Here is a 22,074-nt window from a genome sequence, read left to right on the forward strand (position 1 = left end):
ATCCCTACAAGGACACCAAGATACCCGTGGCGCAGTTCACGGCGGAGGGCGGCTACTACCTCAAGATACTCTCCGATGCCCGTAAAATCGTGTTCGTCTATGCAGGGGCTTCGGCTCTTGCCGGATATGAATCGGTGAACTGGGGCGAAAAGGTGCTGTATGACGGCTCCACGCTTCATGACAGGGACGCCTTCATCTACGGCGGTGCGCTGACACTCGATGTGGAGTTTTACGTGGCTGACTGGATCGCCCTGCTCGCCAACCTCCGGGAGCGTTGCCTGTGGGGTGGTGACACGAGGAAGTTTCATACGCAGTTCGGGGTCGGTATCAAGTTCATCATCAACTGACACGGACATGGAACGGACGGAAATAGACATCATCAGACAAATGCCCATTGCGGTTTTTCTCGCACGGCTGGGGCATGAGCCTGTCAGAAGGAGCGGTAACGAGCTGTGGTATATCGCCCCATATAGGGGCGAGCGCACGCCCTCTTTCCGTGTGAACGTGGCGAAACAGCTCTGGTACGACTTCGGTCTGGGCAAAGGTGGCGACATCTTTACGCTTGCCGGAGAGTTTGCCCGAAGCGGTGACTTCATGGAACAAGTGAAATTCATAGCGGGAACCGCCAATATACCTATGCCTGTTCCCGAAGTGAGCAAACCGACTTTACTGCCTAAACCGTCAGAACCTGCCTTTGAGGGAGTGGAAGCCGTCCCGCTGTTTCGTTCTCCACTGACGGACTATCTGGCGGAACGGGGCATTCCTTACGCTGTCGCATCACGTTACTGCTGCCGACTGAATTACGGAGTGCGTGGCAAACGATATTTTGCAGTCGGTTTTCCGAACGTGGCAGGCGGATATGAAATCCGCAGCCGTTTCTTCAAAGGATGCGTGCCTCCGAAAGATGTGTCGCTGGTCAAGGCGGAAGGCTCTCCGGCTGACGTGTGCAGCGTTTTTGAAGGCTTCATGGACTTTCTTTCTGCTGCCACGCTCGGATTGGAAAAGGGAGACTGCCTCGTATTGAACTCTGTTGCCAACGTGGAAAAGGCAATGAGGTATCTGGACGGCTACGGGTGCATAGACTGTTATCTCGACCATGACGCAGCCGGACGGCGCACGTTGAAAACGCTGAAAGGACATTATGGAGAACGTGTCTATGACCGTTCCGCTCTCTATGACGGTTGCAAGGACTTGAATGAGTATCTGCAACTGACAACCAAAAAAGAACAATAACTTAAAAATCAAATGACAATGAACATACTGAACAACAAAAACAAGAGAATATCAATCTTCAAGACGTTGGCACTCTGCCTATTCGCTGCCGTGTCGCTCACGCTCGTGTCGTGTGACGATGACATGGATATCCAGCAATCCTATCCCTTCACGGTGGAAATCATGCCCGTGCCTAACAAGGTGACGAAGGGACAGACGGTTGAAATCCGCTGTGAGTTGAAAAAGACGGGCGATTACGCCAACACCCTCTATACCATCCGGTATTTCCAGTTCGAGGGAGAAGGCACGTTGAAAATGGACAACGGCATCACGTTCCTGCCAAACGACCGCTACCTGCTCGACAACGAGAAGTTCCGGCTGTACTACACAGCGGAGGGCGAGGAAGCGCACAACTTCATTGTAGTGGTAGAGGACAATTTCGGCAATTCATATGAGCTGGAGTTTGATTTCAACAACCGAAACGTTAAGGAGGACGGGGTTATCTCTGTTGTCCCCATCGGAAACTTCAAGCCCCTTACACGATGATGCGTGTATTCATAGCTATCCTTTGTTCGCTTCTGGCGGTCTGTTCCGTGTCCGCACGGGACAGCCGCCATGAGGGAACGGACGGACAGGCGGCTATCTATCGGTTGCTGCCATTTGAGAGGGCGGTGCGATGCACGAAGTATTTTGAAGGCTGGCACTCGGAAAAACATTACCCGTATGTGGGATATGGGCATAAGTTGTTACCGGGTGAAAGGTATTCTGCACGCACCATGACGAAGCGGCAGGCGGACGCGCTTCTGCGGAAAGACCTACGGAAGTTCTGCGCAATGTTCCGGCAGTTCGGGAAAGATAGTCTGCTCCTTGCCACGCTCGCCTACAATGTCGGTCCGTACCGTCTGTTGGGAAGCGGGAAGATACCCAAAAGCACGCTGATCCGAAAGCTGGAGGCAGGAGATAGGAACATCTATCGGGAGTATATCGCTTTCTGCAACTACAAGGGAAAACGCCATGCCATGCTACTCAAACGGAGGAAGGCGGAGTTTGCGCTACTGTATATCCCGTAATAGATTTCAATGGCATTTAAGTTCTGGTTATTCTAAGAACTTAAATGCCATTGTTTCAAATAAAACAATTACCTTTGTCATTAGTAATTTAGAGATAAAATGAAAGATATTCAATATTTCTTATCGGAAGAAGAAAAGTATTTAGCATCCTCACAAGCTGAGCCGGAATTAGTTTGGAATGAGGAACTTGAAGAATTTGGCTTTTCATATGACCCTTTGAGTTTCTTGGGTAAAAAACCTTTTCAGAGTTTTCAGCACAACAACATTGACAAGGAAAATCGCTATGGACTAACCGATGTGGAAAAAATGATATTAACCTGTTTTCTTGGTAATATATCGTATGCATTTAGAGATGACAATTATTATGGAGAAGTGCCTGATATTGTTCACGAAATGCAAATTATACTAAACAGTATAATAAACAAAGCACCTAAGTTTAACGGAAATATATTATATCGTTTTACTAAAACTGGAGATAAAACAAATTTTGAAGTAGGTGATATATACCAACCTTCCCATAGCCTTACGACAACAACCGAAGATTGGAAACAAAACAGAAGTGATGTTTACGTTATAAAAACTCTTCCTGAAAATGAAACGCAAGCACATTGTCTATACATGATTTATAATCATGGTCAGGAAACGCAAGTCAATTTTTTGAGAGGAACTTCATTTGAAATAACCGATATAGAGCCAATAGAAGGTAGTGAATACAAACGAATTTATATGTCAGAAATTAGGCAATAACATCGTAGATTAGAACAGAGGTTTCTTTGCTACTTTCTTTGTCCGCCATCATGCTCACTGAAAGAAAGTAGGCGGCTTTCGCCGCCCACCTCTCAAAAACGGGTGTAAAGCCCCGTCACCATCGTGAACATTTCCTCCAGCATATCGCAATATATCCCCTCGTGCGTTTCGATGTCCTTCGTCTTGCACTCGAATGTCTTTTTGCTGAACGTCCTGCGGTAGAAACGCATATTGTAGAGGTCTGCTCCTCCGTCATAGATGATGTCAAGTCGGTTGGCACTCGTCTTGTTCCTCGCAAGGCTCATGCGTAAACCGTTACCCATGTCTATGAAGTCTTTGCTTCCCGTCATGGCGGCAAAGCGTCTGCCACCTATCTGCTCCATAATTGTCTTTGCTATCATATTCGTTGTTTTTAAGTGTTATGGTGTGGCGGTGCGGACACCGCCACACCGTTCAAAATTCTGTTTTCTCAGCTATGGGTGTGCATCTTTCCAGCCACTTTCTCAGACACTCCATGTTGTACTCGCTCGTTATGACTGCCGTATGGCTGTCAATGGCGGTGAAACGGCTGCTTTCATAGCTGTCTATCCACCCCTTCAGGGTATCAACTCCCCACGCTTCCGCATCGTCAAAGATGCCGTCCAATGCCTTGATAGGCTCGCTGAATCTGACGATCAGTGTTTGGTAGCCTGCCACGTTCATCGCTTGCCCTCCTTTCCTTCCTTTGCCGTCAGCCACTTGTCCCGTGCGGTTCGGCACTCGTCCAACGTGGGTTTGACACAAGAGAACAACTCTCCGTCCGTGTGGCGGTAATCGTATTGCACAAGTGTTCGCCTGCGTCTGCCAATACCCATTTGAAATTTCTCGTATTTCTCCGTACCTGCTTCCGTGCAGGTACTTACTCCGTTGATTGTCATTCGTGTACTCATAATCGTTGTTTTTTAGATGGTTAGAAATGTACTGACAACACTCTGTTCTGCATCACCATATCGGGATTGCTTGTGTAGCGTTGGTGCAGGTAGAAATGGTGTGAGCCGAAGCCGTAAAGAAAGAACTTGTCAAGTTCGTGCTTCTCGGAAAAGTCTTTTACGCTTGCTCTTAACTGCTCCTCACTCTGACAAAGAGTGAGGAGGTTTATAAATTCAAGGAACATCGAGGGGATTTTATCGTCCCACAAACAAATCATACTTTCAATTCTTACTTCCATGCTGTTATGTATTATAAGTTGATATTATGCTGCGTTCATACGCTGACGGATAAGTCCGGCATTGTCCTCCACAAGTCGGATGATGCGGTCGTGGTACTCGGTATTGGAATTGCATACCCCTCTGCTCTGTACCACTTTCAGCGTTTTCAAACTGACTTCTATCGTTTCAATCCGTTTGCCTTCAATGGTGGCGGATAGGATGAGAGAGTTTGCCTTGTTGTGATAACCGCCCACGCAATGGTGCATCAGCCGTCCTTCCTCAATCATTTCCTCCACGCTTTCAATGACTTTGACAAGAATAAGGTTGTCGGAAAATACAAGCCCGAAGAACATTCCTTTGTCTTTCAGATAGTTCTTCTCGTCCTCAATCGCCTTTTGCCGTTGCTGTTCCGTCCGCTCACGCTCCCTTTGCAGGTTGCGCTTTGCCACCAACTTGTCGTGTTCCGCTTTGAGGTCGGCAGGGCAGACGTATTTCGGGCTGTTCGTGTCCTTGCCAAAATGACGCAGGAGGTCTATGGTGTCGCACCATACGGAGCCGTCTGAAATGGTGTAACCATTGCGGATGCAAATCTTGACGGATGCCCAATATTGCTCCATGTCAAAGGAACTGCGAATATAGTGGCTCAACATGGCGTATTGCCCTGCCTTCAAGAGTGTTTCGGCTTGGCTGTCGGAAAGGATAGCCGTGAAAAGGTCATACGGCAGTGTGTTGTGATAGTCCCCGTTGAAACCGTTGCGTTTCAGTTCGGGGATGAAACGCTGTCGGGGATAGGTACACACAGGTGCTATATCGTATGCGTGAAGTCCGTTGTTCTTGCGCACCTCCATGTCGCTGTATTCCGCCCATTGGTCGTAATACAACATTGACATACCACGAAGTCGGGCAACGGTGGTGGTTGTGCCTTTGGGCGAAATCCACCTCTGCACCACTTCATAAATGGAATACTCGGCTGCTTGCCCTGCCTTGTATCGGGACTTGACGAAGAAGAAGCGTATCACTTGATACTGCTTGCTGGTGGTGACAATGGAGAAGTATTCATTCTCGCTGAAAACGCTCTTTCGGGTGCGCAACGCTTCCAACTGCATACCGCAATGGGGGCAGATACATCCGCAAAGGGTGTCTGCAAGGTCGTGGTCGCTCTTCCACGAATGTCCGCACTCGGTACAGATGTTCGTGCCGTCCGCTCTCTTGATTGCGTAGTGCTTGAAGCAATGACGGAAAGCGTATGCCTTTTGCGTGGCGGTCAATCTCGGTAGTCGCTTGCTCAGATGTGCGACTTCCTGCTGTATGTGTGTTCTCGGTTTCATAAGCCTAAATCAAATAATGAGGGTTGTTGTATTTCTTGGATGGTCGCTTTGGTGGCGGTTCTCGGCTTGTTGCGGTTCTGCAACTTGCGGAGTTCCTCGTCTTGGTATTGTCGGATAGCGTTCTGACGTGCTTCCGCCTTTTCCTCTGCGGTGAGTTCCACCACATGGTTCACGGCTACTTGGCATTGGATAGGCTTGCCCACCTCTATCTCGTTCTCGTCATAGTAATGTACGGCTTGTCCGTATATCTCCCCGTCCGTGAAGCCGTTGCAACCGCTTTTCTGCACATAGTTCAGAATGTAGGTCACGCAATCGTCTATGTTCTTGGCAGGGTTACGGTATTTCTTGGCAAAGAGCGCATCTTCCGCTGCACGTTGCTCCAAATACATCTGTATCGTTCTCTTGAAATGGTCTGTCGTTTTCATATCGTTATCGGTAAGATTAAAGGGTGAATAACCAAAGGATGAAGCCGAAGAAGGCGATTGCGGAAAGGATAGCCACGATTATGCCTATCGCCACTCGGAACACTCCGTTTACTATCTCTCTGACGATGCCCCAAAGGATGCCGAACACCCAAAGGGCGGTGCGCATGATTAGGGCGCATATCGCAAGCCCTATGTATTGCGCCACTTGTCTGAAGTCTGCCGTTGCTGTCATATCCTCGCTATTTTTCAAGTTCTACAATGTTGTCTATCCTGCCGTATAGGTATCTGCGAAGTCCGGTCTTGTCCGTTGCCTTGTATTCCGTCCAACGTCCGTATTGGCACACGAGAAACGTGCGGAGTACATCGGAGAAGTCAAACCTCCAGCCTTGCAGGGGGACTGCGCTCTTGAAATAGGTGTTGCTATTCACCTTTTCGGTGAGCCAATCTTTTTCCTCTCGGTTCATCTGTCCTCCGTTGTTCAGTTTTTCACGAAGGATGTAAACCTTACTGCCTTTCAGTGCTTCCAATGTCGGCACTTCCCAAGCCACGAATTTTGTTGCCATTGTTGTTCCCATATCTGTTCTGTTTTTGATTTTTATTTTTTATGCGGATTCAAGAGCTGAGGGAGTTGAGTTTCAAACTATCTTATCTGCCTCTCGTTTATCCGACATTTTTTTTATGCGTCTTTCTGTCGCATCGGTCGTTTTCGTTTCGGGTGCTTGAAAAGGTAGGGATTAGGGAATGCAAGGTTTTTCGGTAAAAATACTACCCGCAGGGCTGGAGATTTTTCCCGAAAACAGGAGGCTTGACCTTGCTTTCCCGTCAAATCCCGGAGTTACCTTTGCGCCCAGAACGGAAATGACTGCCTGATGCGGCTTACTGAAAGGCGCGAAAATGGAGGTAAACGGAAGTAGAGGCAGATTATACAGGAAACTTCAAAAGAGAAATCCGTGAAAAAAGGAAGTCCCCAACAAAAAAAAGACATAGCCGGTAGCGTGAAACCGGGCAAACCACCTGCAAGGAAGTATGGTTTTATCTGTCCGGCCGGACGTGTCGGGGCGGGCAGATAAAATCATTCTTCCCGGTTTGCCTGCTGTGGGTGACGGCTTGTTCCATTTATGGGCAAGCGGTCATACACGGCTTTCCGCTTCCGGCTCAAAGGAACAGCGAAAAAGAAAAATTATCTGAAAAGCCGTAAAAACACCTCTTTGGCATAAGCACAAAAGAAATGGGCTTTGCCTCATCAGTCTAAACTGTTGCTTAGGCGTGAGGCAAAGCCCTTTTCTCCGCTTATGCAGTAGTCGGCACACGTTCGTTCAAAATCCTTTTGGGCGATGGTGTGCCGACGAATAAAGCCGCTTTTACGGAAAAATTTGTATGAGATAGAAAAAATCAGGGAGATTCATATCAAAATCTCCCGTTTTATTGTTACTTTTGCATATGAAGAGTTCTTTGAAGGTTACGCAACGCGCAGAGGAATAATGCAGCAGATAACTAACTAAATCGTAACCTATTACTATCATGAGCATCTAACCTACGCTCATTTCCAATAAATTACACTCTTTTCGTAACTTCGCTATACAAAGATAGAAAAAAAGTCCGAATAGATAATGCTCCGACAAAATTCAACAACCCGAAACCACCATTTCTCTCTCCGCAAGCTACAGGCAGGGCAACCGATAAAAGAAGGCGGGGACTGCCTCATCGAGAGGAGCCCCCGCCCTGTATGCGATACCGCTGTTATCCCGGCGGATGTTCATTACTCTACATCACCAAAAGCCTGCTTCCAGATATCCTGGCGCAAGTCGACCAGAACAAGCGCCGTGATAAGAGACGTTCTCCGCGACCCGCCAAAAGGTTTAGGCAATTGAATGGTATAAGCCACGTCGCCCATGGAAGGGATTGCCGGATTCTCATCATAGGTAATACCAAGTCGGATAATGGCGGCCCCGTTGGCATCCTGATCGACCAGGTTGTTGTCGCAATAGTAGATGTGCGACACATATCCCTCCTCGTCGAACTCAGCACCCCAGATGGTCATGGCGTGCAGACTCTCGCCTCCGGTGGTAAATTTATAGGCCGTAAAACCTATCGCCTTGTTCTCGGTGAAGGCCCGTTTCATCATCGCGTTGAAATTCTCCTTGGACATGTCACGACTGTCCTCGATAATAGTCGCCGTTCTTGACCACGACCGAGAAGTCGGTCGAGTTGTCGCTTCGCAGCAAATACTCTACCTCGTCCATTGCCACAATCTTGCCGGTATCGGTATCCATATACCACCGATACGAGGCTCCTTGAGCCGACGATACCCAACAAAGGGCACAAACGAGCACCATGAAATAAGGGAATCTGAATTTTCTTATTCGTTTTTATTTAAATTGATTCATACTATACACTTGGTCACATCGCAGCCATTCGACCACATTTGCATCGCTGCACAACAGGGAGAAATCCAGGATGGAATCACCACCATCCGATATTGGAATCGGCACATACACAACCGTTTCGGTCAGTCCGAAGGGCAGACAAGCCACCCGTTCGCCGGGCAAAGATAAACAAATTTCCCAAAATCTGCCGAAAGCAAACAATTTTCTCCCTCATTTATTATAATTATTATCAAATACCATATCGTTTTTTTTCTTACTTTTGTGAAGCAAATTCTAAAACCCAAATGATATGAAATCTATTAAAGTTCTGTCTTGTATTCTGATAGCCGGTATGCTGTTTACAGGTTGTAACATGTCAAATACCGGCAAAGGAGCCCTCATCGGAGGCGGTAGCGGTGCTGCCGTAGGTGCCGGATTGGGTGCCATCTTCGGAAAAGGCAAAGGTGCTGCCATCGGTGCCGCCGTAGGTGCTGCCGTAGGTACGACCGCCGGAGCCCTCATCGGTAAAAAAATGGATAAGGCTGCCGAACAAGCCAAACAGGTAGAAGGCGCACAGGTCGAGCAGGTAACCGACAATAACGGTCTGCAGGCTGTAAAGGTAACCTTCGACTCGGGCATCCTCTTCTCGACGAGCAGCTCTACCCTCAGCGCATCGGCCAAAGCCGCTCTGAGCAAGTTTGCCAACAACGTGCTGAACCAGAACCGCGACATGGATGTCGCCATCTATGGATATACCGACAATCAGGGCTGGAAAAACTCGACGGCCGAGCAAAGCTACCAGAAGAACCTGAACCTGTCGCAAGAGCGCGCACAGAGCGTAGCCAGCTACCTGCTGGGTTGCGGTGTGTCGTCGATACAAATCAAGACCGTCGAGGGCATGGGCGAGGCTAACCCCGTTGCCGACAACTCGACCGCTGCCGGCCGCCAGGAGAATCGCCGGGTAGAAGTATACCTCTACGCCAGCCAGCAGATGATTCAGCAGGCCGAAGCCGGAACGCTTTAAGCCGCACCTCTCACAGCACGAACCCGGCTCTCGAAAGCCGGGGCTTGTTTGCCCCACAGCATCGGCCATACCTACCGACGGGATGGCCGACAGGGTTTTGTGAGCCTCTATAAACCTATATTGACAATAAAAAAAATCGAAATAATGAAAACTGTTTATTTATTTCTCGCTACAGGATTTGAAGAAATGGAAGCCCTCACGGTTGTAGACATGCTGCGTCGTGCCGGAATCGACATCACCACGGTTTCCATCTCGCGCAATCTTCAAGTCGAGGGATCGCATGGAGTTACCGTAACCGCCGATTGTACTTGGGTAGAACTGTCGGCCGATGATGTAGAATGGCTTGTCCTGCCCGGTGGAATGCCCGGCACCAAACACTTGAGCGAATGCAAGCCCCTCGTGTCGCTGCTGCAACGCCAGGCTGCCGCCAACAAACACATTGCCGCCATCTGTGCAGCCCCCTCGGTATTGGGTCAGGCCGGACTGCTCAACGGCTACAAAGCCACCTGCTACCCCGGTTTCGAACAATTCCTTACGGGTGCCACCGTCACCGGCGAACTCGTAACCATCGACCGCAACATCATCACGGGCAAGGGCCCGGCTGCCGCCATCCCCTTCGCTACGGCCATCATCGCCCAAATTGCCGGCGAAGAGAAGGCCAAGGAGGTGAGAGCTGCCATGCTGCTGTAATCGGCAGAAATAAATCACTGCATAAAAAAACTCCGGTTCTCGAAAGAACCGGAGTTTTTTATATCGCGCGAATCGCAGGTTGCGGGAGATTTAACCCACAACCAGCGAAACCATCTTTTCCAACGCATCGGACAGGTGCTCGGCATTCTTACCGCCGGCCTGTGCGAAGTAAGGCTGTCCGCCACCGCCACCCTGTATCAGTTTGGCAGCTTCGCGCACGATAGCCGACGCATTCTTGCCATCGGCCACCACGTCGTTGCTAAACATCACCGTCAACAACGGTTTGTCGTTGTCCTTGGTAGCAGCTACAAAAGCCAATCCCTCGGCCACCTCGTTGCGCAGCATGAAGGCGATGCCCTTCACGACATCGGCAGGCATAGGCCCGATGAAACGAATCAGCTTCATACCGTTGACATTCTCGGCCGTCTTGAGCATGCGCTCCTTCATATCTGCCATTTTCTCCTTCACATACTCCTCGGCCTGCTTGCGCAACTCGGCATTCTCGTCGATAGCCTTGTGGATAGCCTGCATCAGGTTGGGGGCATTGTTGAAGAGAGTCGCTATCTCCTTGAGCGAATCCTGCAACGAGTAGATTGTCTCCTCTACACGGGCTCCCGTGATGGCCTCGATACGGCGGATACCGGCCGCAATCGAACTCTCGGTCACAATCTTGATCATACCGATGTTACCGGTATTGGCCACGTGGGTACCGCCACACAACTCGACCGACGAACCGAAACGGATTACCCGCACCTCTTCGCCGTACTTCTCGCCGAAGAGAGCCATGGCTCCCATGGCCTTGGCCTCGGCAATAGGCACGTTGCGGCGCTCGTCCAGCGGAATGGCTTCGCGCACCTTGCGGTTGGCCAAAATCTCTACCTGACGCAACTCTTCGTCGGTCACCTTCTTGAAGTGCGAGAAGTCGAAGCGCAGCGACTGGGGCGATACATACGAACCTTTTTGCTCGACATGCGTACCCAGCACCTCGCGCAGGGCCTCGTGCAGCAAGTGGGTGGCCGTGTGGTTGCAGGCCGTAGCCTGGCGGGCCTCCTTGTCGACAACGGCATGGAACTGAGCCGTCACCTCCTCGGGCATGTGCTCGGTAATGTGTATACCCAGGTTGTTTTCCCGTTTCGTCTGCAGAATCTCTACCGTCTCGTTGGCCGAAATCAGTTTGCCGGTATCGCCTACCTGGCCACCCATCTCGGCATAGAAGGGGGTGCGGTCGAGCACAATCTGGTAATATTCCTTGTTTTTCTGTTTTACCTTACGGTAGCGCAGGATGCGGCAGTCGCACTCCAGCATGTCGTAGCCCACAAACTCGGGCTCGCCCTCGCGCAGCACTACCCAGTCGCTCGTCTCTACGGCAGCGGCATTGCGGGCTCGCTCTTTCTGCTGCTGCATCTGGGCGTTGAATCCGTCGAGGTCTACCCCCATGCCCTTCTCCTTGAGGATGAGCTCGGTCAGGTCGATGGGGAATCCGTAGGTATCGTAGAGGGTAAAGGCATCTACCCCGCTTATCTCGTTCTTGCCGGCAGCCTTGGCATCGGCTACCACCTTGTCGAGCAGCTTGATACCGGTCTCGAGCGTACGCAAGAAGGCATCTTCCTCCTCCTTGATTACCTTGCCGATGAGCACCTTCTGCTCCTTCAGTTCGGGATAGGCATCGCCCATCGTCTCGATGAGAATATCGAGCAGCTTGTAGAGGAAGGCCTGTTTCTGACCCAGGAAGGTGTAACCGTAACGCACGGCCCGGCGCAAGATACGGCGGATTACATAGCCGGCCTTGGCATTCGAAGGCAACTGTCCGTCGGTAATCGAGAAGGCGATGGTGCGGATGTGGTCGGCAATCACACGCATGGCGATGTCGACCTTGGGGTCTTCACCGTAGGTCTTGCCGCAGAGGCGGCCAATCTCCTTGATGATGGGCTGGAACACGTCGGTATCGTAGTTCGAGGTCTTGCCCTGCAAAGCCATACAGAGGCGTTCGAAACCCATACCCGTATCGATTACCCGGGCAGGCAGCGGCTCGAGCGAACCGTCGGCCTTGCGGTTGTATTGCATGAACACGAGGTTCCAGATCTCGATTACCTGCGGGTGGCTCTGGTTCACGAGCGTGAGGCCATCGACCTCGGCCCGCTCGGCATCGCTACGCAGGTCGATGTGAATTTCGGAGCAGGGACCGCAGGGACCCGTATCGCCCATTTCCCAGAAGTTGTCGTGACGGTTACCGTTGATAATGTGCTCCTTGGGCAGATGAGCCTCCCAGTACGAGGCAGCCTCGTTGTCGCGCTCGAGCCCTTCGGGAGCATAGCCCTCGAACACCGTAGCATACAAGCGGTCGGGATCGATTTTGAGCACATCGACCAGATATTCCCAGGCCCAGTTGATGGCCTCTTTCTTGAAGTAGTCGCCAAACGACCAGTTGCCCAGCATCTCGAACATGGTATGGTGATAGGTATCGAGACCCACCTCTTCCAAATCGTTGTGCTTGCCGCTCACGCGCAGGCACTTCTGTGAATCCGCGACTCTCTTGTATTTGGCAGGAACATTGCCCAGGATAATATCCTTGAACTGGTTCATGCCCGCATTGGTAAACATCAATGTAGGGTCGTCTTTAATGACCATAGGAGCCGACGGCACAATCTGGTGGCCTCGTTCCCTAAAAAAATCCTTAAACGATTCACGAATCTCTTTTGCTGTAAGCATAACAATCTAATTAAATTAAGTTCTTACGGCGCTCCCGCTCCGTTACCGAAGCCGAAATCGCCTGTCTGGTATCTTAATATTACCAAAAACAATTTGCAAAAATAGCTCAATTTATTATTTTTGTGACCATGTGCAGATAAAAAAATGTTCAACAACATCTTTTTTTTGACGATTTACCCCGACGGGTGCCGATAGGACCGGCCTGTTAGTTATATCCATGAGTAAAAAGGTTTTCTACATATACAACCCCAAGACACTGACCTACGAACGGGTGTACCCCTCCCTGCGCCAACGTATCGCCGTGGTGCTGCGCCACCTGCTCGTCGGGGGAGTCATCAGTATCGCACTCGTGGCCGGCCTCTACTTTTGGCTGGGCTCGCCCAAAGAGGAGATTCTCAAGCTCGAAAACGAGCAGATGAAGACTCAATACAAACTCCTCTCCAAACGGGTAGATGCGGCACTGGCCGTGATGAGCGACCTACAACAGCGCGACGACAACATGTACCGCGTGGTGCTGCAAGCCGAGCCCGTGAATGCCGAGGTGCGCGACAACGGCATCTACAACCCCAGCCGGTATGCCGACCTGCTGAAGATGAGCGATGCCCAGCTGGTTGTATCGACCAGCCAGAAGGTCGACAACCTCACCCGCCAGGTCTATGTGCAATGCAACTCGATGAACGAACTCGTGAAGCTGGCTCAGGGACAGGAGGAGCGCATCAAGCACCTGCCCGCCATACAGCCGGTAGCCAACAAAGACCTCAAGCGCACCGCCTCGGGCTACGGCTATCGGGTCGACCCGGTATACAAGACCACCAAGTTTCACGAAGGCATGGACTTCTCGGCCAACATAGGAACCCCCGTCTACGCCACCGGCAACGGCAAGGTGATCGAGACCGGCTGGCAACAGGGCTATGGCAATACGGTCGTCATCGACCACGGCTACGACTACAAGACCCGCTACGCCCACCTGAACAAGATTCTGGTACGACAAGGTCAAACGGTCGTTCGCGGCGAAGAGATTGCCGAGGTGGGCAACACCGGCAAATCGACCGGGCCTCACCTCCACTACGAGGTATTGTATAAGGGGAAGGCTCAGAACCCCATCAACTACTATTTCTTCGACCTATCGCCCGAAGACTACGACCGCATGATTCAACTGGCCGAAAATCAGGGCCGTGTCATGGACTAACCTAATACGCTATCGCATGAAAGAGACAGATCCCGAAAAACAAAAGCTCTACTACACCATCGGCGAGGTTTCCGAAATGCTCGATGTGAACCCCTCGCTCCTCCGTTTCTGGGAGTCGGAGTTCAAAACCATCAAGCCCAAACGCTCACCCAAGGGCACCCGATACTATTCGCAAAAAGACATCGAGGAGATCAAACTCATCCACTACCTGCTCAAAGAGCGCAAGCTGAAAATCGAAGGGGCCAGGCAAATCCTCAAAAACAAACGCGAAAGCGTGACCCGCACCCAGCAGGTGGTCGAGCGACTCAAAGCCTTGCGCAACGAACTTGCCGACATGATTGCCGACATGGATTAGCGGCGGGAGTGCCACCGCATCCAGAGACGGGGCAACACATAGAGACTCAACAGAAATCCCAGCAGGGCTCCGCAACTGTTGGCGGCAAAGTCGAGCCAGTCGGCACTACGGCCCAGCCCCATCGCCCCTTGCAACAGCTCCATCACACCACCCCACATGACGGCCACAACCATCCACCCGAGACGACCTCGTACCGACGGGCGCCCCACCCGATACAAATCGTAGCTACCCACCACGACCAAAGCCAGATACATGCAGCCATGCACTACCTTGTCGGCCCCCTCGAAGAGGTGCAGCCCCTGGGTATGCACCGGGTCTTGAGCCAACGACAGATAGGTAATGGCCACCAACACGACGATTGTGGGGACAAAAGCCCCGCGCTTGAATAGTTGCATAGATCTCGTTTTTCGTTTTTCCATATAACACCTGTGAGCCGGGAATATCTCAAACCCTCGGGCCGAAGTAGCCGGCGCGGCAACAAAGTTAACACTTGCTCCCGGTAAAACCAAATACCTCCGTTGCGGCTTATCTGCCTCAAAGCCATGCGACTCGGTGCAGCCTCGAAGACTACACTTTTATACCAAAATCGTCAAATCTCCTTTTTATCATTACTTTTGCAGTCGAATAGATTAAAAATTTATATTTTTGCAATCATATTCCGAAAATGTCATAACGATGGGAGAACAAGCAAAATTTGCAACAAAACTGGGTATTATCGCCACCACAGTGGGCTCGGCGGTAGGATTGGGAAACATCTGGCGATTCCCCTACGAAGCCGGTATGAACGGCGGCGGAGCCTTCCTGATGGTTTATATTCTGTGTGTACTGATACTGGGCATACCGGTCATGTGTGCCGAGTTCATCATAGGCCGGCGCTCCAAGAGCGACACGGTCGACGCCTTCCGCAAACTGGCACCGGGCAGCCGCTGGCACTACATCGGCTACATGGGCATATTGGCCTCAGTCCTCATTCTGGGCTACTACATGGTCATCTCGGGGTGGACCCTCGAGTACCTCTTCCGCGCCCTCGGCAACGACCTGGCCGGGAAAACGGCCGCCGAGTTCAAAGCCGAACAGAATGCCTTTATCCAGAGCGATTTCCGCCCGCTGCTGTGGACCTATCTGTTCTTGATAATCAACTACGTGATTCTGTCGCGAGGGGTACAGAAGGGCATCGAAAAGATGTCGAACATACTCATGCCGCTGCTCTTCGTCATTCTCCTCGTCTTCTGCGTACGGTCGCTCACCCTGCCGGGCTCGAGCGAAGGGCTCGCCTTCTTCCTCCACCCCGACTTCTCCAAAATCACGCCGCAAGTCATCATCCGGGCCATGGGGCAAGCCTTCTTCTCGCTGAGTCTGGGCATGGGCATTCTGGTCACCTACTCCTCCTACTTCACCTCCAAGACTCATCTGATAAAGACCGCCTCGACGGTAGCCGTACTCGACACCACAGTGGCTATTCTGGCCGGGGTCATCATCTTCCCCGCCGTATTCTCCTGCGGTCTCGACCCCGTGGCCGGCCCCGACCTCGTGTTTGTCACCCTGCCCAATGTCTTCAACCAGATGCCGGTATCGGCGCTGTGGTCGGTGCTCTTCTTCCTGCTGCTCACGGTGGCGGCGCTCACCTCTACGGTTTCGCTCTTCGAGGTGGCAGTCGCTTTCCTCATCAACTACATGCACATGAGCCGTAAGAAAGCTACCCGGATAATGATACTCGTCATCGCCCTGCTGAGCACCGTCTGCTCGCTCTCCATCGGGTCGTGGAGCCACATCCGGATTTTCGGGAAGACCATCTTCGATGCCTTCGACTACTTCTCGGCCATCATCCTGCTGCCCGTGAGCGGACTGCTCATCAGCATCTTCATCGGCTGGGTACTGAAGCGCAACATCTCGCGCGAGGAGCTCACCAACCGCAACAAGTTGCACGAGCCGCTGTTCAATGCCATCTTCTTCTCGATCAAATACATTGCGCCTGTCATTATCATACTTATCTTCCTGTCGGGATTCGGCATTCTGTAAATGGCACTCAGACGCGACAGCTTCTTCAAACTCTCGAGGGGCGAACGACGAGCCGCCCTGTGGCTGACAGGCATGCTGGCCGTGCTTGCCGTCGCCCGCATGGCCAAGTCATACCTGTTTCTGCACAAAGTTCCCGACACACCGGTACAGGTAGAGGCATTCCGGAATGACTTGAACGTGCTCGACAGCCTGCACCAGAGCCAGGTCGATGCTACCGATGCACCCGTTACGACCGACCCGAAACCCGGCCCGCCCAAAAAGCTGGATGCGGTTCCGCGCGAAGAGTAGCCAGCCGGACGAAGTTTTTCGTCCAATCATGCCGTGCCATTCAACAAAAAGCGTTATCTTCGCTTAGTCAATCGGCACCCTCGACAGGCCGGTGCCACAAACCGGCCGGGACCGAAACCCGACACCTGCAAGAGATTGTCTATATGATATTTCGCAACGTACCGAACAAACCGCTATCGCTGAATCTGGGAGGAGAACTGGTCTCCCTCTCGAGACCTCTGGTCATGGGTATACTCAACGTCACCCCCGACTCGTTCTACGCCGGGAGCCGCACCCCCGCTCCCGAACAAATTGAGGCACGGGTGCACCAGATTGTCGACGAAGGGGCCGACATCATTGACATCGGGGCCTACTCGTCGCGGTCTCAAGCCGACGACATCGCCCCCGACGAAGAGATGCGCCGCCTCGCTTCGGGGCTCGAAATCATACGCAAGCTCTACCCGCAGGCTCACGTATCGGTCGACACCTTCCGGGCCGACGTTGCCTCACGCTGCGTGCGGGAATACGGGGTGCAGATGGTCAACGACATCTCGGGCGGCGAGCTCGACCCCCGCATGTTCGAAACCGTGGCCGACCTCAAGGTGCCCTACATCCTCATGCACATGAAGGGCACGCCGCAGACGATGATGCAACAGACCCACTACGACCACCTCATCGCCGAGATGCTCTACTACTTTGCCGAGCGCATCGCCCGGCTCGAGAGCCTCGGCATGAACGACATCATCATCGACCCGGGATTCGGGTTCAGCAAGACCCTCGACGACAACTACCGCCTGATGAACCGGCTCGACGAGTTTGCCCGCATGGGCCGCCCGCTGCTGGTGGGCATATCGCGCAAGTCGATGATATACAAACTGCTGGGCACATCGCCCGACGAGAGTCTGAACGGCACCTCGGTACTCAACACGCTGGCCCTGCTGGGGGGTGCCCATATCCTGCGGGTACACGACGTGAAAGAGGCCGTAGAGACGGTAAAAATAGTTTCAAAAACCTTACAATCTGGAGATTAACATGTTTTCATTCGGCATAAAAGATATTATCGACATACTCATCGTAGCCCTGCTGCTCTACACCCTCTACAAGATGATGAAGGAGTCGGGCACGATAAGCATCTTTACCGGGGTACTGGCCTTCGTGGGGGTGTGGATTGTGGTGAAGCAGATACTCGACATGCGGCTCATCGGCTCGATTATGGACAAGTTCATGAGCGTGGGCCTGCTCATCCTCGTCATTCTGTTTCAGGACGAAATCAAGCGATTCCTCGTGCAGCTGGGCTCGCACAAGCGGTGGCGATTCTTTTTCAACTTCTTCCTCAAGCACAAGGACCAGGGCGAAAAGCCCTATATCATCCCCGTCGTGTATGCCTGCATGAACATGGCCAAGACCAAGACCGGCGCCCTCATCGTCATCGAACAAGGGGTGTCGCTCGACAACTACAAAAACACCGGCGACACCATCAATGCCAACGTGAACGCCCGCCTCATCGAAAACATCTTTTTCAAGAACAGCCCCCTGCACGACGGTGCCCTCATCATCGCCGACAACCGCCTGGCCGCAGCGGCCTGCATTCTGCCGGTATCGCACAACAACAAGATTCCCAAGTCGATGGGGCTTCGCCACCGCTCGGCGCTGGGCATCACCGAGGTGACCGACGCGCTGGCCATTGTCGTGTCGGAAGAGACGGGCAACATTTCGCTTGCCCACAACGGCAAAATCACCACCAAGATTTCGGGTAAAGACCTGGAGCGCATGTTGGTACAGGAGTCTATCGACTAATACGAAAACACTGCGAACGGGCCCGATGCAAGAGACTCGTACCCCACGGTTCCCATCCGCCGGCTGCGGTCGAAATCGTCTTACCAATATCTGCAAATAAAAGTCAGGTAACCGAACTGCCCCGATGCAAGGCAGTTCAATCTTTGTCGTGCGGTGTCGCCGGGCGCGACTTCTGCACGGCCAGCGTATTGCGCTCCCAGAATACCCCGTCGGCATAACCCTGTATCGACGGGTCGCTCTCGGCCAGACACAACCGCTTGGCCGCCCACAGGCAATACTCCTCGTTCACCTCCACCCCCAGATAGCGGCGATTCAGCTTCCTGGCCACCACGGCCGAGGTGCCGCTCCCCAGGAAGGGGTCGAACACGAGGTCGCCCTCGCGCGACGAGGCCAGAATGAGCTTGGCATAGAGTTTCTCGGGTTTCTGGGTGGGATGGTCGGTATTCTCGGGCATCGACCAGAAAGGGATGCTGATATCGTCCCAGAAGTTCGAGGGGCAGGTGAGGCGGAAGTTTCCGGCACTCGTCTCCTGCCAGTCCTTGGGCTTGCCGTCCTGCCGATAGGGGGCTATCACCCGCCGCTTCTGCTTGACCGCCTCCACATCGAAATAGTAGTGCCGGGCATCCTTCACGCCGAACCAAATATCCTCCATCGCATTCTTCCAGTTGTGCAGGGCCCCTTTGCCCTTCTCGCGCTGCCAGGTGATGCGGTTGAGCACCGTAAGCTCCTCGTCCATCACCGTCTGTAAGGCCGCCGTACAACGCCAGTCGCCGCACAGGTAGAGCGACCCGGTGGACTTCAGCTTCTCGCACACCCGGTGGAACCAGCTGCGCAGATAATCCAGATAAGCCTCGTGCGAACGGGCCTGAAAGCTCATACCGTGAAAGTTTTTCGACAGATTATAGGGCGGGTCTACGATAATGAGGTCGGCCACACGGTCGGGGATACGGTCGAGCACGGCCAGCAGGTCGCCTTGGATGATGCGGTTGTCGAAGTCGAAATCCGCCGTCACCCGCCCGGCCGGGGTGATGAGCGGGCGCAACCGCTCCACCTCGTCGGGTTCGACGGTCAGGGTCCTGTTGTTTTTGGCACGTCTCTTTTCCATACGACAGAAACAGGCAGCGTCCGTATCGCCGCCCCGAAAGATGCGTGAAGATACGCAATTTTCTGCAGAAAGCCCCGCCTCACCCCACAAAAAAAACGGGATGCGAAACAAATCCGCACCCCGCTATATCATACAAAGTTTTATGGCTCTTACGAACGGTTGGCCCGCTTGCGCTCGGTCTCGTCGAGAATAATCTTGCGCAGGCGCAGGTGGTGAGGCGTCACCTCTACATACTCATCTTCCTTGATGTATTCGAGGGCCTCCTCGAGGCTGAAGATAACCGGCGGCACGATACGGGCCTTGTCGTCGGCACCCGACGCACGCATGTTGGTCAGCTTCTTCGACTTGGTCACATTCACCACAATATCGTTCTCCTTGGCATTCTCGCCCACTACCTGACCGGCATAGACCTCCTCTTGCGGGAAGATGAAGAAGCGGCCGCGGTCTTGCAGCTTGTCGATGGCATAGGCATAGGCCGTGCCCGACTCCATGGCGATGAGCGAGCCGTTGGTACGGCGCTCGATATTCCCCTTCCAGGGTTGATATTCGAGGAACCGGTGCGCCATGATGGCCTCGCCGGCCGAAGCCGTCAGCACATTGGTACGCAGACCAATGATACCGCGCGAAGGTATCTGGAACTCGATGTGGATGCGGTCGTTCTGGGTCGTCATCGACACCATCTCGCCCTTGCGGCGGGTAACCATATCGATAATCTTGCTGGCATACTCCTCGGGCAGGTTGATGGTGAGCAGCTCGATGGGCTCGCACTTCTGCCCGTCGATCTCCTTGATGATAACCTGCGGCTGACCTACCTGCAACTCGTAGCCCTCGCGACGCATGGTCTCGATCAGGACCGACAAGTGCAGCACGCCACGGCCATAGACCGTCCAGGCATCGTCGCTGTCGCCACGCTCTACACGCAGGGCCAGGTTCTTGTCGAGCTCGCGTTTCAGACGGTCGGCAATGTGGCGCGAAGTCACATACTTACCATCCTTACCAAAGAAGGGCGAGTCGTTGATGGTGAAGAGCATCGACATCGTAGGCTCGTCGATGGCGATACGCGGCAGCGGCTCGGGCTCGGCAGCATCGGCAATGGTGTCGCCAATCTCGAAATTCTCGATACCCACGAGGGCGCAAATGTCGCCCGAAGCTACCGACTGCACCTTGGTACGGCCCATACCCTCGAACACGTCGAGCTCCTTGATGCGTTGCTTTACGGTCGAACCGTCTTTCTTGCACAACGAAACCTCCATGCCCTCTTTCAACACGCCCCGGTGCACACGGCCCACGGCGATACGGCCTACATACGACGAGTAGTCGAGCGAGGTGATAAGCATCTGGGGAGTACCCTCGAGATACTGAGGTTCGGGGATGTATTCGATAATGGCATCGAGCAGCGCCGTAATGTTGTCGGTAGGTTTACGCCAGTCGGTCGAGAACCACCCCTGCTTGGCCGAACCGTATATGGTGGGGAAGTCGAGCTGGTCTTCGGTTGCATCGAGGCTGCACATCAGGTCGAAGACCATCTCCTGCACCTCGTCGGGGCGACAGTTGGGCTTGTCGACCTTGTTGATAACCACAATCGGCTTCAGCCCTATCTCGATAGCCTTCTGCAAGACAAACCGGGTCTGGGGCATCGGGCCCTCGAAAGCGTCGACCAGCAGCAGACAGCCGTCGGCCATGTTGAGCACACGCTCCACCTCGCCACCGAAATCGGCGTGCCCCGGAGTATCTATAATATTGATTTTGTAATCCTTGTAACGAATAGAAACATTCTTGGAGAGAATCGTGATACCTCGTTCACGCTCCAAATCATTGTTATCCAATATCAACTCTCCGGAGTTCTGGTTCTCGCGAAAAAGATGTCCGGCCAAAAGCATTTTGTCTACCAGCGTCGTCTTGCCGTGGTCGACGTGAGCGATAATCGCAATGTTTCTGATTTTCTGCATATAACCTATTTTAACCAAGTAGAGAGACCCAACCGCCACGCGAGTTGCGCATGCGCTTGCCTCTACGTTTCAAGGTGCAAAGTTACTATATTTTTTTGAAATGATACATCACTCTATTACTTTTAGTAATGACTTACCCCACTCTTCACGCCTCAGATACACCTCACTATCCCTGCACAACCACCCGGATGGACCACCTTTCAAAAAAAGAACAGCCAAATGTTTGTATACTCAAAAACAAATAACTACCTTTGTGCGCTCAATAATTTATATTAACAACAAAACTCAAAGAAATGTACTTAGATTCTGAGAAAAAGAAAGAGATCTTTGGGAAATACGGAAAGTCCAATACTGATACTGGCTCACCCGAAGCGCAGATTGCATTATTTTCCTACCGTATAGCCCATTTGACTGAGCACTTGAAGTCAAATCACAAAGATCATAGCACTGAACGAGCTCTTAAAATGTTGGTAGGTAAACGTCGTCGTTTGCTCGACTACCTCATCAAGGTCGACATCAACCGCTACCGTGCCATCATCGCACAAAAAGAGCTGGGTATCAGAAAGTAATTCTTTACGCTACACAGCAAAAAGAAAAGCGATTCGAAAACGAATCGCTTTTTTTGTATCCTTACC

28 protein-coding genes and 1 pseudogene are annotated in these 22,074 nt (G+C 52.4%); 15 read left to right on the forward strand and 14 right to left on the reverse strand.

Annotated elements, in window-relative coordinates; translation table 11 throughout:
- The 5 genes from Q1K76_RS02215 to Q1K76_RS02235 form a co-directional block, all read left to right on the forward strand.
- Positions 1-347: conjugal transfer protein TraO (locus Q1K76_RS02215; RefSeq protein ID WP_300130717.1), on the forward strand; the 347-nt coding region annotated here is incomplete at its 5' end.
- Between the two features lie 7 nt (positions 348-354).
- A complete protein-coding gene (locus Q1K76_RS02220) occupies positions 355-1,233 on the forward strand; it encodes a toprim domain-containing protein (RefSeq protein ID WP_008653313.1) in 879 nt (292 codons plus the stop codon).
- 18 nt (positions 1,234-1,251) lie between these two features.
- A complete protein-coding gene (locus tag Q1K76_RS02225) occupies positions 1,252-1,758 on the forward strand; it encodes a DUF3872 domain-containing protein (RefSeq protein ID WP_008653312.1) in 507 nt (168 codons plus the stop codon).
- Positions 1,755-2,282 carry a glycoside hydrolase family protein gene (locus tag Q1K76_RS02230; RefSeq protein WP_008653309.1) on the forward strand — a complete coding sequence of 176 codons (528 nt, stop codon included), beginning with the start codon at positions 1,755-1,757 and terminating at the stop codon, positions 2,280-2,282. Before Q1K76_RS02225 ends, Q1K76_RS02230 begins: the two co-directional genes overlap by 4 nt.
- 99 nt (positions 2,283-2,381) lie before the next feature.
- Positions 2,382-3,029: a hypothetical protein gene (locus Q1K76_RS02235; RefSeq protein ID WP_008653304.1), complete on the forward strand. Its 648-nt coding sequence runs from the start codon at positions 2,382-2,384 to the stop codon at positions 3,027-3,029.
- A gap of 92 nt (positions 3,030-3,121) precedes the next feature.
- On the opposite strand, the gene Q1K76_RS02240 is transcribed toward Q1K76_RS02235, so the two are convergent.
- From Q1K76_RS02240 to Q1K76_RS02275, 8 genes are read right to left on the reverse strand one after another with little or no spacing between them, the layout of a single operon-like run.
- Positions 3,122-3,430, reverse strand: coding sequence for a hypothetical protein (locus Q1K76_RS02240; protein ID WP_008653303.1), 309 nt, complete (start codon positions 3,428-3,430; stop codon positions 3,122-3,124).
- A gap of 52 nt (positions 3,431-3,482) precedes the next feature.
- Positions 3,483-3,788, reverse strand: a complete 306-nt coding sequence (locus tag Q1K76_RS02245) for a hypothetical protein (RefSeq protein WP_008653302.1) — start codon at positions 3,786-3,788, stop codon at positions 3,483-3,485.
- Positions 3,728-3,958, reverse strand: coding sequence for a DUF3873 domain-containing protein (locus Q1K76_RS02250; protein ID WP_008653296.1), 231 nt, complete (start codon positions 3,956-3,958; stop codon positions 3,728-3,730). Before Q1K76_RS02250 ends, Q1K76_RS02245 begins: the two co-directional genes overlap by 61 nt.
- 20 nt (positions 3,959-3,978) lie before the next feature.
- Positions 3,979-4,236, reverse strand: a complete 258-nt coding sequence (locus Q1K76_RS02255) for a hypothetical protein (RefSeq protein ID WP_008653294.1) — start codon at positions 4,234-4,236, stop codon at positions 3,979-3,981.
- A 24-nt stretch (positions 4,237-4,260) separates the two neighbouring features.
- Positions 4,261-5,544 (reverse strand): PcfJ domain-containing protein, encoded by a 1,284-nt coding sequence (locus tag Q1K76_RS02260; RefSeq protein ID WP_008653292.1) that lies wholly within the window; start codon positions 5,542-5,544, stop codon positions 4,261-4,263.
- On the reverse strand, positions 5,541-5,969 hold the full coding sequence (locus Q1K76_RS02265) for a PcfK-like family protein (RefSeq protein ID WP_008653290.1): 429 nt from the start codon (positions 5,967-5,969) through the stop codon (positions 5,541-5,543). The genes Q1K76_RS02260 and Q1K76_RS02265 overlap by 4 nt, the downstream gene beginning before the upstream one ends.
- A gap of 16 nt (positions 5,970-5,985) precedes the next feature.
- On the reverse strand, positions 5,986-6,201 hold the full coding sequence (locus Q1K76_RS02270) for a hypothetical protein (protein WP_008653288.1): 216 nt from the start codon (positions 6,199-6,201) through the stop codon (positions 5,986-5,988).
- A 7-nt stretch (positions 6,202-6,208) separates the two neighbouring features.
- Entirely contained in the window at positions 6,209-6,544 is a 336-nt protein-coding gene (locus Q1K76_RS02275; RefSeq protein ID WP_008653285.1) for a hypothetical protein, read from the reverse strand.
- Positions 6,545-7,211: 667 nt separating this feature from the next.
- Between Q1K76_RS02275 and Q1K76_RS11875 the strand changes: the two are divergent.
- A pseudogene (locus Q1K76_RS11875) lies at positions 7,212-7,413 on the forward strand (hypothetical protein).
- Positions 7,414-7,728: 315 nt separating this feature from the next.
- On the opposite strand, the gene Q1K76_RS02280 reads toward Q1K76_RS11875, so the two are convergent.
- Positions 7,729-8,118 carry an IdeS/Mac family cysteine endopeptidase gene (locus Q1K76_RS02280; protein WP_300130732.1) on the reverse strand — a complete coding sequence of 130 codons (390 nt, stop codon included), beginning with the start codon at positions 8,116-8,118 and terminating at the stop codon, positions 7,729-7,731.
- A gap of 1 nt (position 8,119) precedes the next feature.
- Positions 8,120-8,305 carry a hypothetical protein gene (locus Q1K76_RS02285; RefSeq protein ID WP_300130735.1) on the reverse strand — a complete coding sequence of 62 codons (186 nt, stop codon included), beginning with the start codon at positions 8,303-8,305 and terminating at the stop codon, positions 8,120-8,122.
- Positions 8,306-8,645: 340 nt separating this feature from the next.
- Between Q1K76_RS02285 and Q1K76_RS02290 the strand changes: the two genes are divergently transcribed.
- Positions 8,646-9,359, forward strand: coding sequence for an OmpA family protein (locus Q1K76_RS02290; protein ID WP_087408248.1), 714 nt, complete (start codon positions 8,646-8,648; stop codon positions 9,357-9,359).
- A gap of 144 nt (positions 9,360-9,503) precedes the next feature.
- Entirely contained in the window at positions 9,504-10,049 is a 546-nt protein-coding gene (locus Q1K76_RS02295; protein WP_087408249.1) for a DJ-1 family glyoxalase III, read from the forward strand.
- Positions 10,050-10,139: 90 nt separating this feature from the next.
- Here the strand turns inward: Q1K76_RS02295 and alaS are convergent, their stop codons facing one another.
- Positions 10,140-12,758 (reverse strand): alanine--tRNA ligase, encoded by a 2,619-nt coding sequence (gene alaS / locus Q1K76_RS02300; protein WP_300130737.1) that lies wholly within the window; start codon positions 12,756-12,758, stop codon positions 10,140-10,142.
- Positions 12,759-12,975: 217 nt separating this feature from the next.
- Here alaS and Q1K76_RS02305 point away from each other — a divergent pair, with 217 nt between their 5' ends.
- Both Q1K76_RS02305 and Q1K76_RS02310 read left to right on the forward strand, forming a co-directional pair.
- A complete protein-coding gene (locus Q1K76_RS02305) occupies positions 12,976-13,947 on the forward strand; it encodes a M23 family metallopeptidase (RefSeq protein ID WP_087408251.1) in 972 nt (323 codons plus the stop codon).
- A gap of 16 nt (positions 13,948-13,963) precedes the next feature.
- Entirely contained in the window at positions 13,964-14,302 is a 339-nt protein-coding gene (locus Q1K76_RS02310; protein ID WP_087408252.1) for a MerR family transcriptional regulator, read from the forward strand.
- Here Q1K76_RS02310 and Q1K76_RS02315 read toward each other — a convergent pair.
- A complete protein-coding gene (locus tag Q1K76_RS02315; RefSeq protein WP_298663624.1) occupies positions 14,299-14,697 on the reverse strand; it encodes a hypothetical protein in 399 nt (132 codons plus the stop codon). The two genes, Q1K76_RS02310 and Q1K76_RS02315, sit on opposite strands and share 4 nt — an antisense overlap.
- A 274-nt stretch (positions 14,698-14,971) precedes the next feature.
- Between Q1K76_RS02315 and Q1K76_RS02320 the strand changes: the two genes are divergently transcribed.
- The 4 genes from Q1K76_RS02320 to cdaA all read left to right on the forward strand — a co-directional run bounded on the left by Q1K76_RS02320 (position 14,972) and on the right by cdaA (position 18,385).
- The gene (locus Q1K76_RS02320) at positions 14,972-16,321 is read left to right on the forward strand and encodes a sodium-dependent transporter (RefSeq protein ID WP_300130946.1); all 1,350 of its coding nucleotides are present in this window, start codon (positions 14,972-14,974) and stop codon (positions 16,319-16,321) included.
- Positions 16,322-16,609 carry a hypothetical protein gene (locus tag Q1K76_RS02325; protein WP_298663622.1) on the forward strand — a complete coding sequence of 96 codons (288 nt, stop codon included), beginning with the start codon at positions 16,322-16,324 and terminating at the stop codon, positions 16,607-16,609.
- A gap of 143 nt (positions 16,610-16,752) precedes the next feature.
- Positions 16,753-17,619, forward strand: a complete 867-nt coding sequence (folP, locus tag Q1K76_RS02330) for a dihydropteroate synthase (RefSeq protein ID WP_300130740.1) — start codon at positions 16,753-16,755, stop codon at positions 17,617-17,619.
- 1 nt (position 17,620) lies between these two features.
- Positions 17,621-18,385, forward strand: a complete 765-nt coding sequence (gene cdaA / locus Q1K76_RS02335) for a diadenylate cyclase CdaA (RefSeq protein WP_087408257.1) — start codon at positions 17,621-17,623, stop codon at positions 18,383-18,385.
- Between the two features lie 136 nt (positions 18,386-18,521).
- On the opposite strand, the gene Q1K76_RS02340 is transcribed toward cdaA, so the two are convergent.
- Together Q1K76_RS02340 and typA are read right to left on the reverse strand one after the other, a co-directional pair.
- Positions 18,522-19,490, reverse strand: a complete 969-nt coding sequence (locus tag Q1K76_RS02340) for a DNA methyltransferase (RefSeq protein WP_087408291.1) — start codon at positions 19,488-19,490, stop codon at positions 18,522-18,524.
- A 149-nt stretch (positions 19,491-19,639) separates the two neighbouring features.
- A complete protein-coding gene (gene typA / locus Q1K76_RS02345; RefSeq protein WP_087408258.1) occupies positions 19,640-21,439 on the reverse strand; it encodes a translational GTPase TypA in 1,800 nt (599 codons plus the stop codon).
- A gap of 293 nt (positions 21,440-21,732) precedes the next feature.
- On the opposite strand from typA, the gene rpsO reads away from it, so the two are divergent.
- Complete coding sequence (rpsO, locus tag Q1K76_RS02350; RefSeq protein WP_025278228.1) at positions 21,733-22,008, forward strand: 30S ribosomal protein S15; 276 nt, start codon at positions 21,733-21,735, stop codon at positions 22,006-22,008.
- Positions 22,009-22,074: the final 66 nt, after the last annotated feature.

The sequence above is a fragment of the uncultured Barnesiella sp. genome (assembly GCF_946496565.1).
Lineage (GTDB): Bacteria > Bacteroidota > Bacteroidia > Bacteroidales > Barnesiellaceae > Barnesiella > Barnesiella merdigallinarum.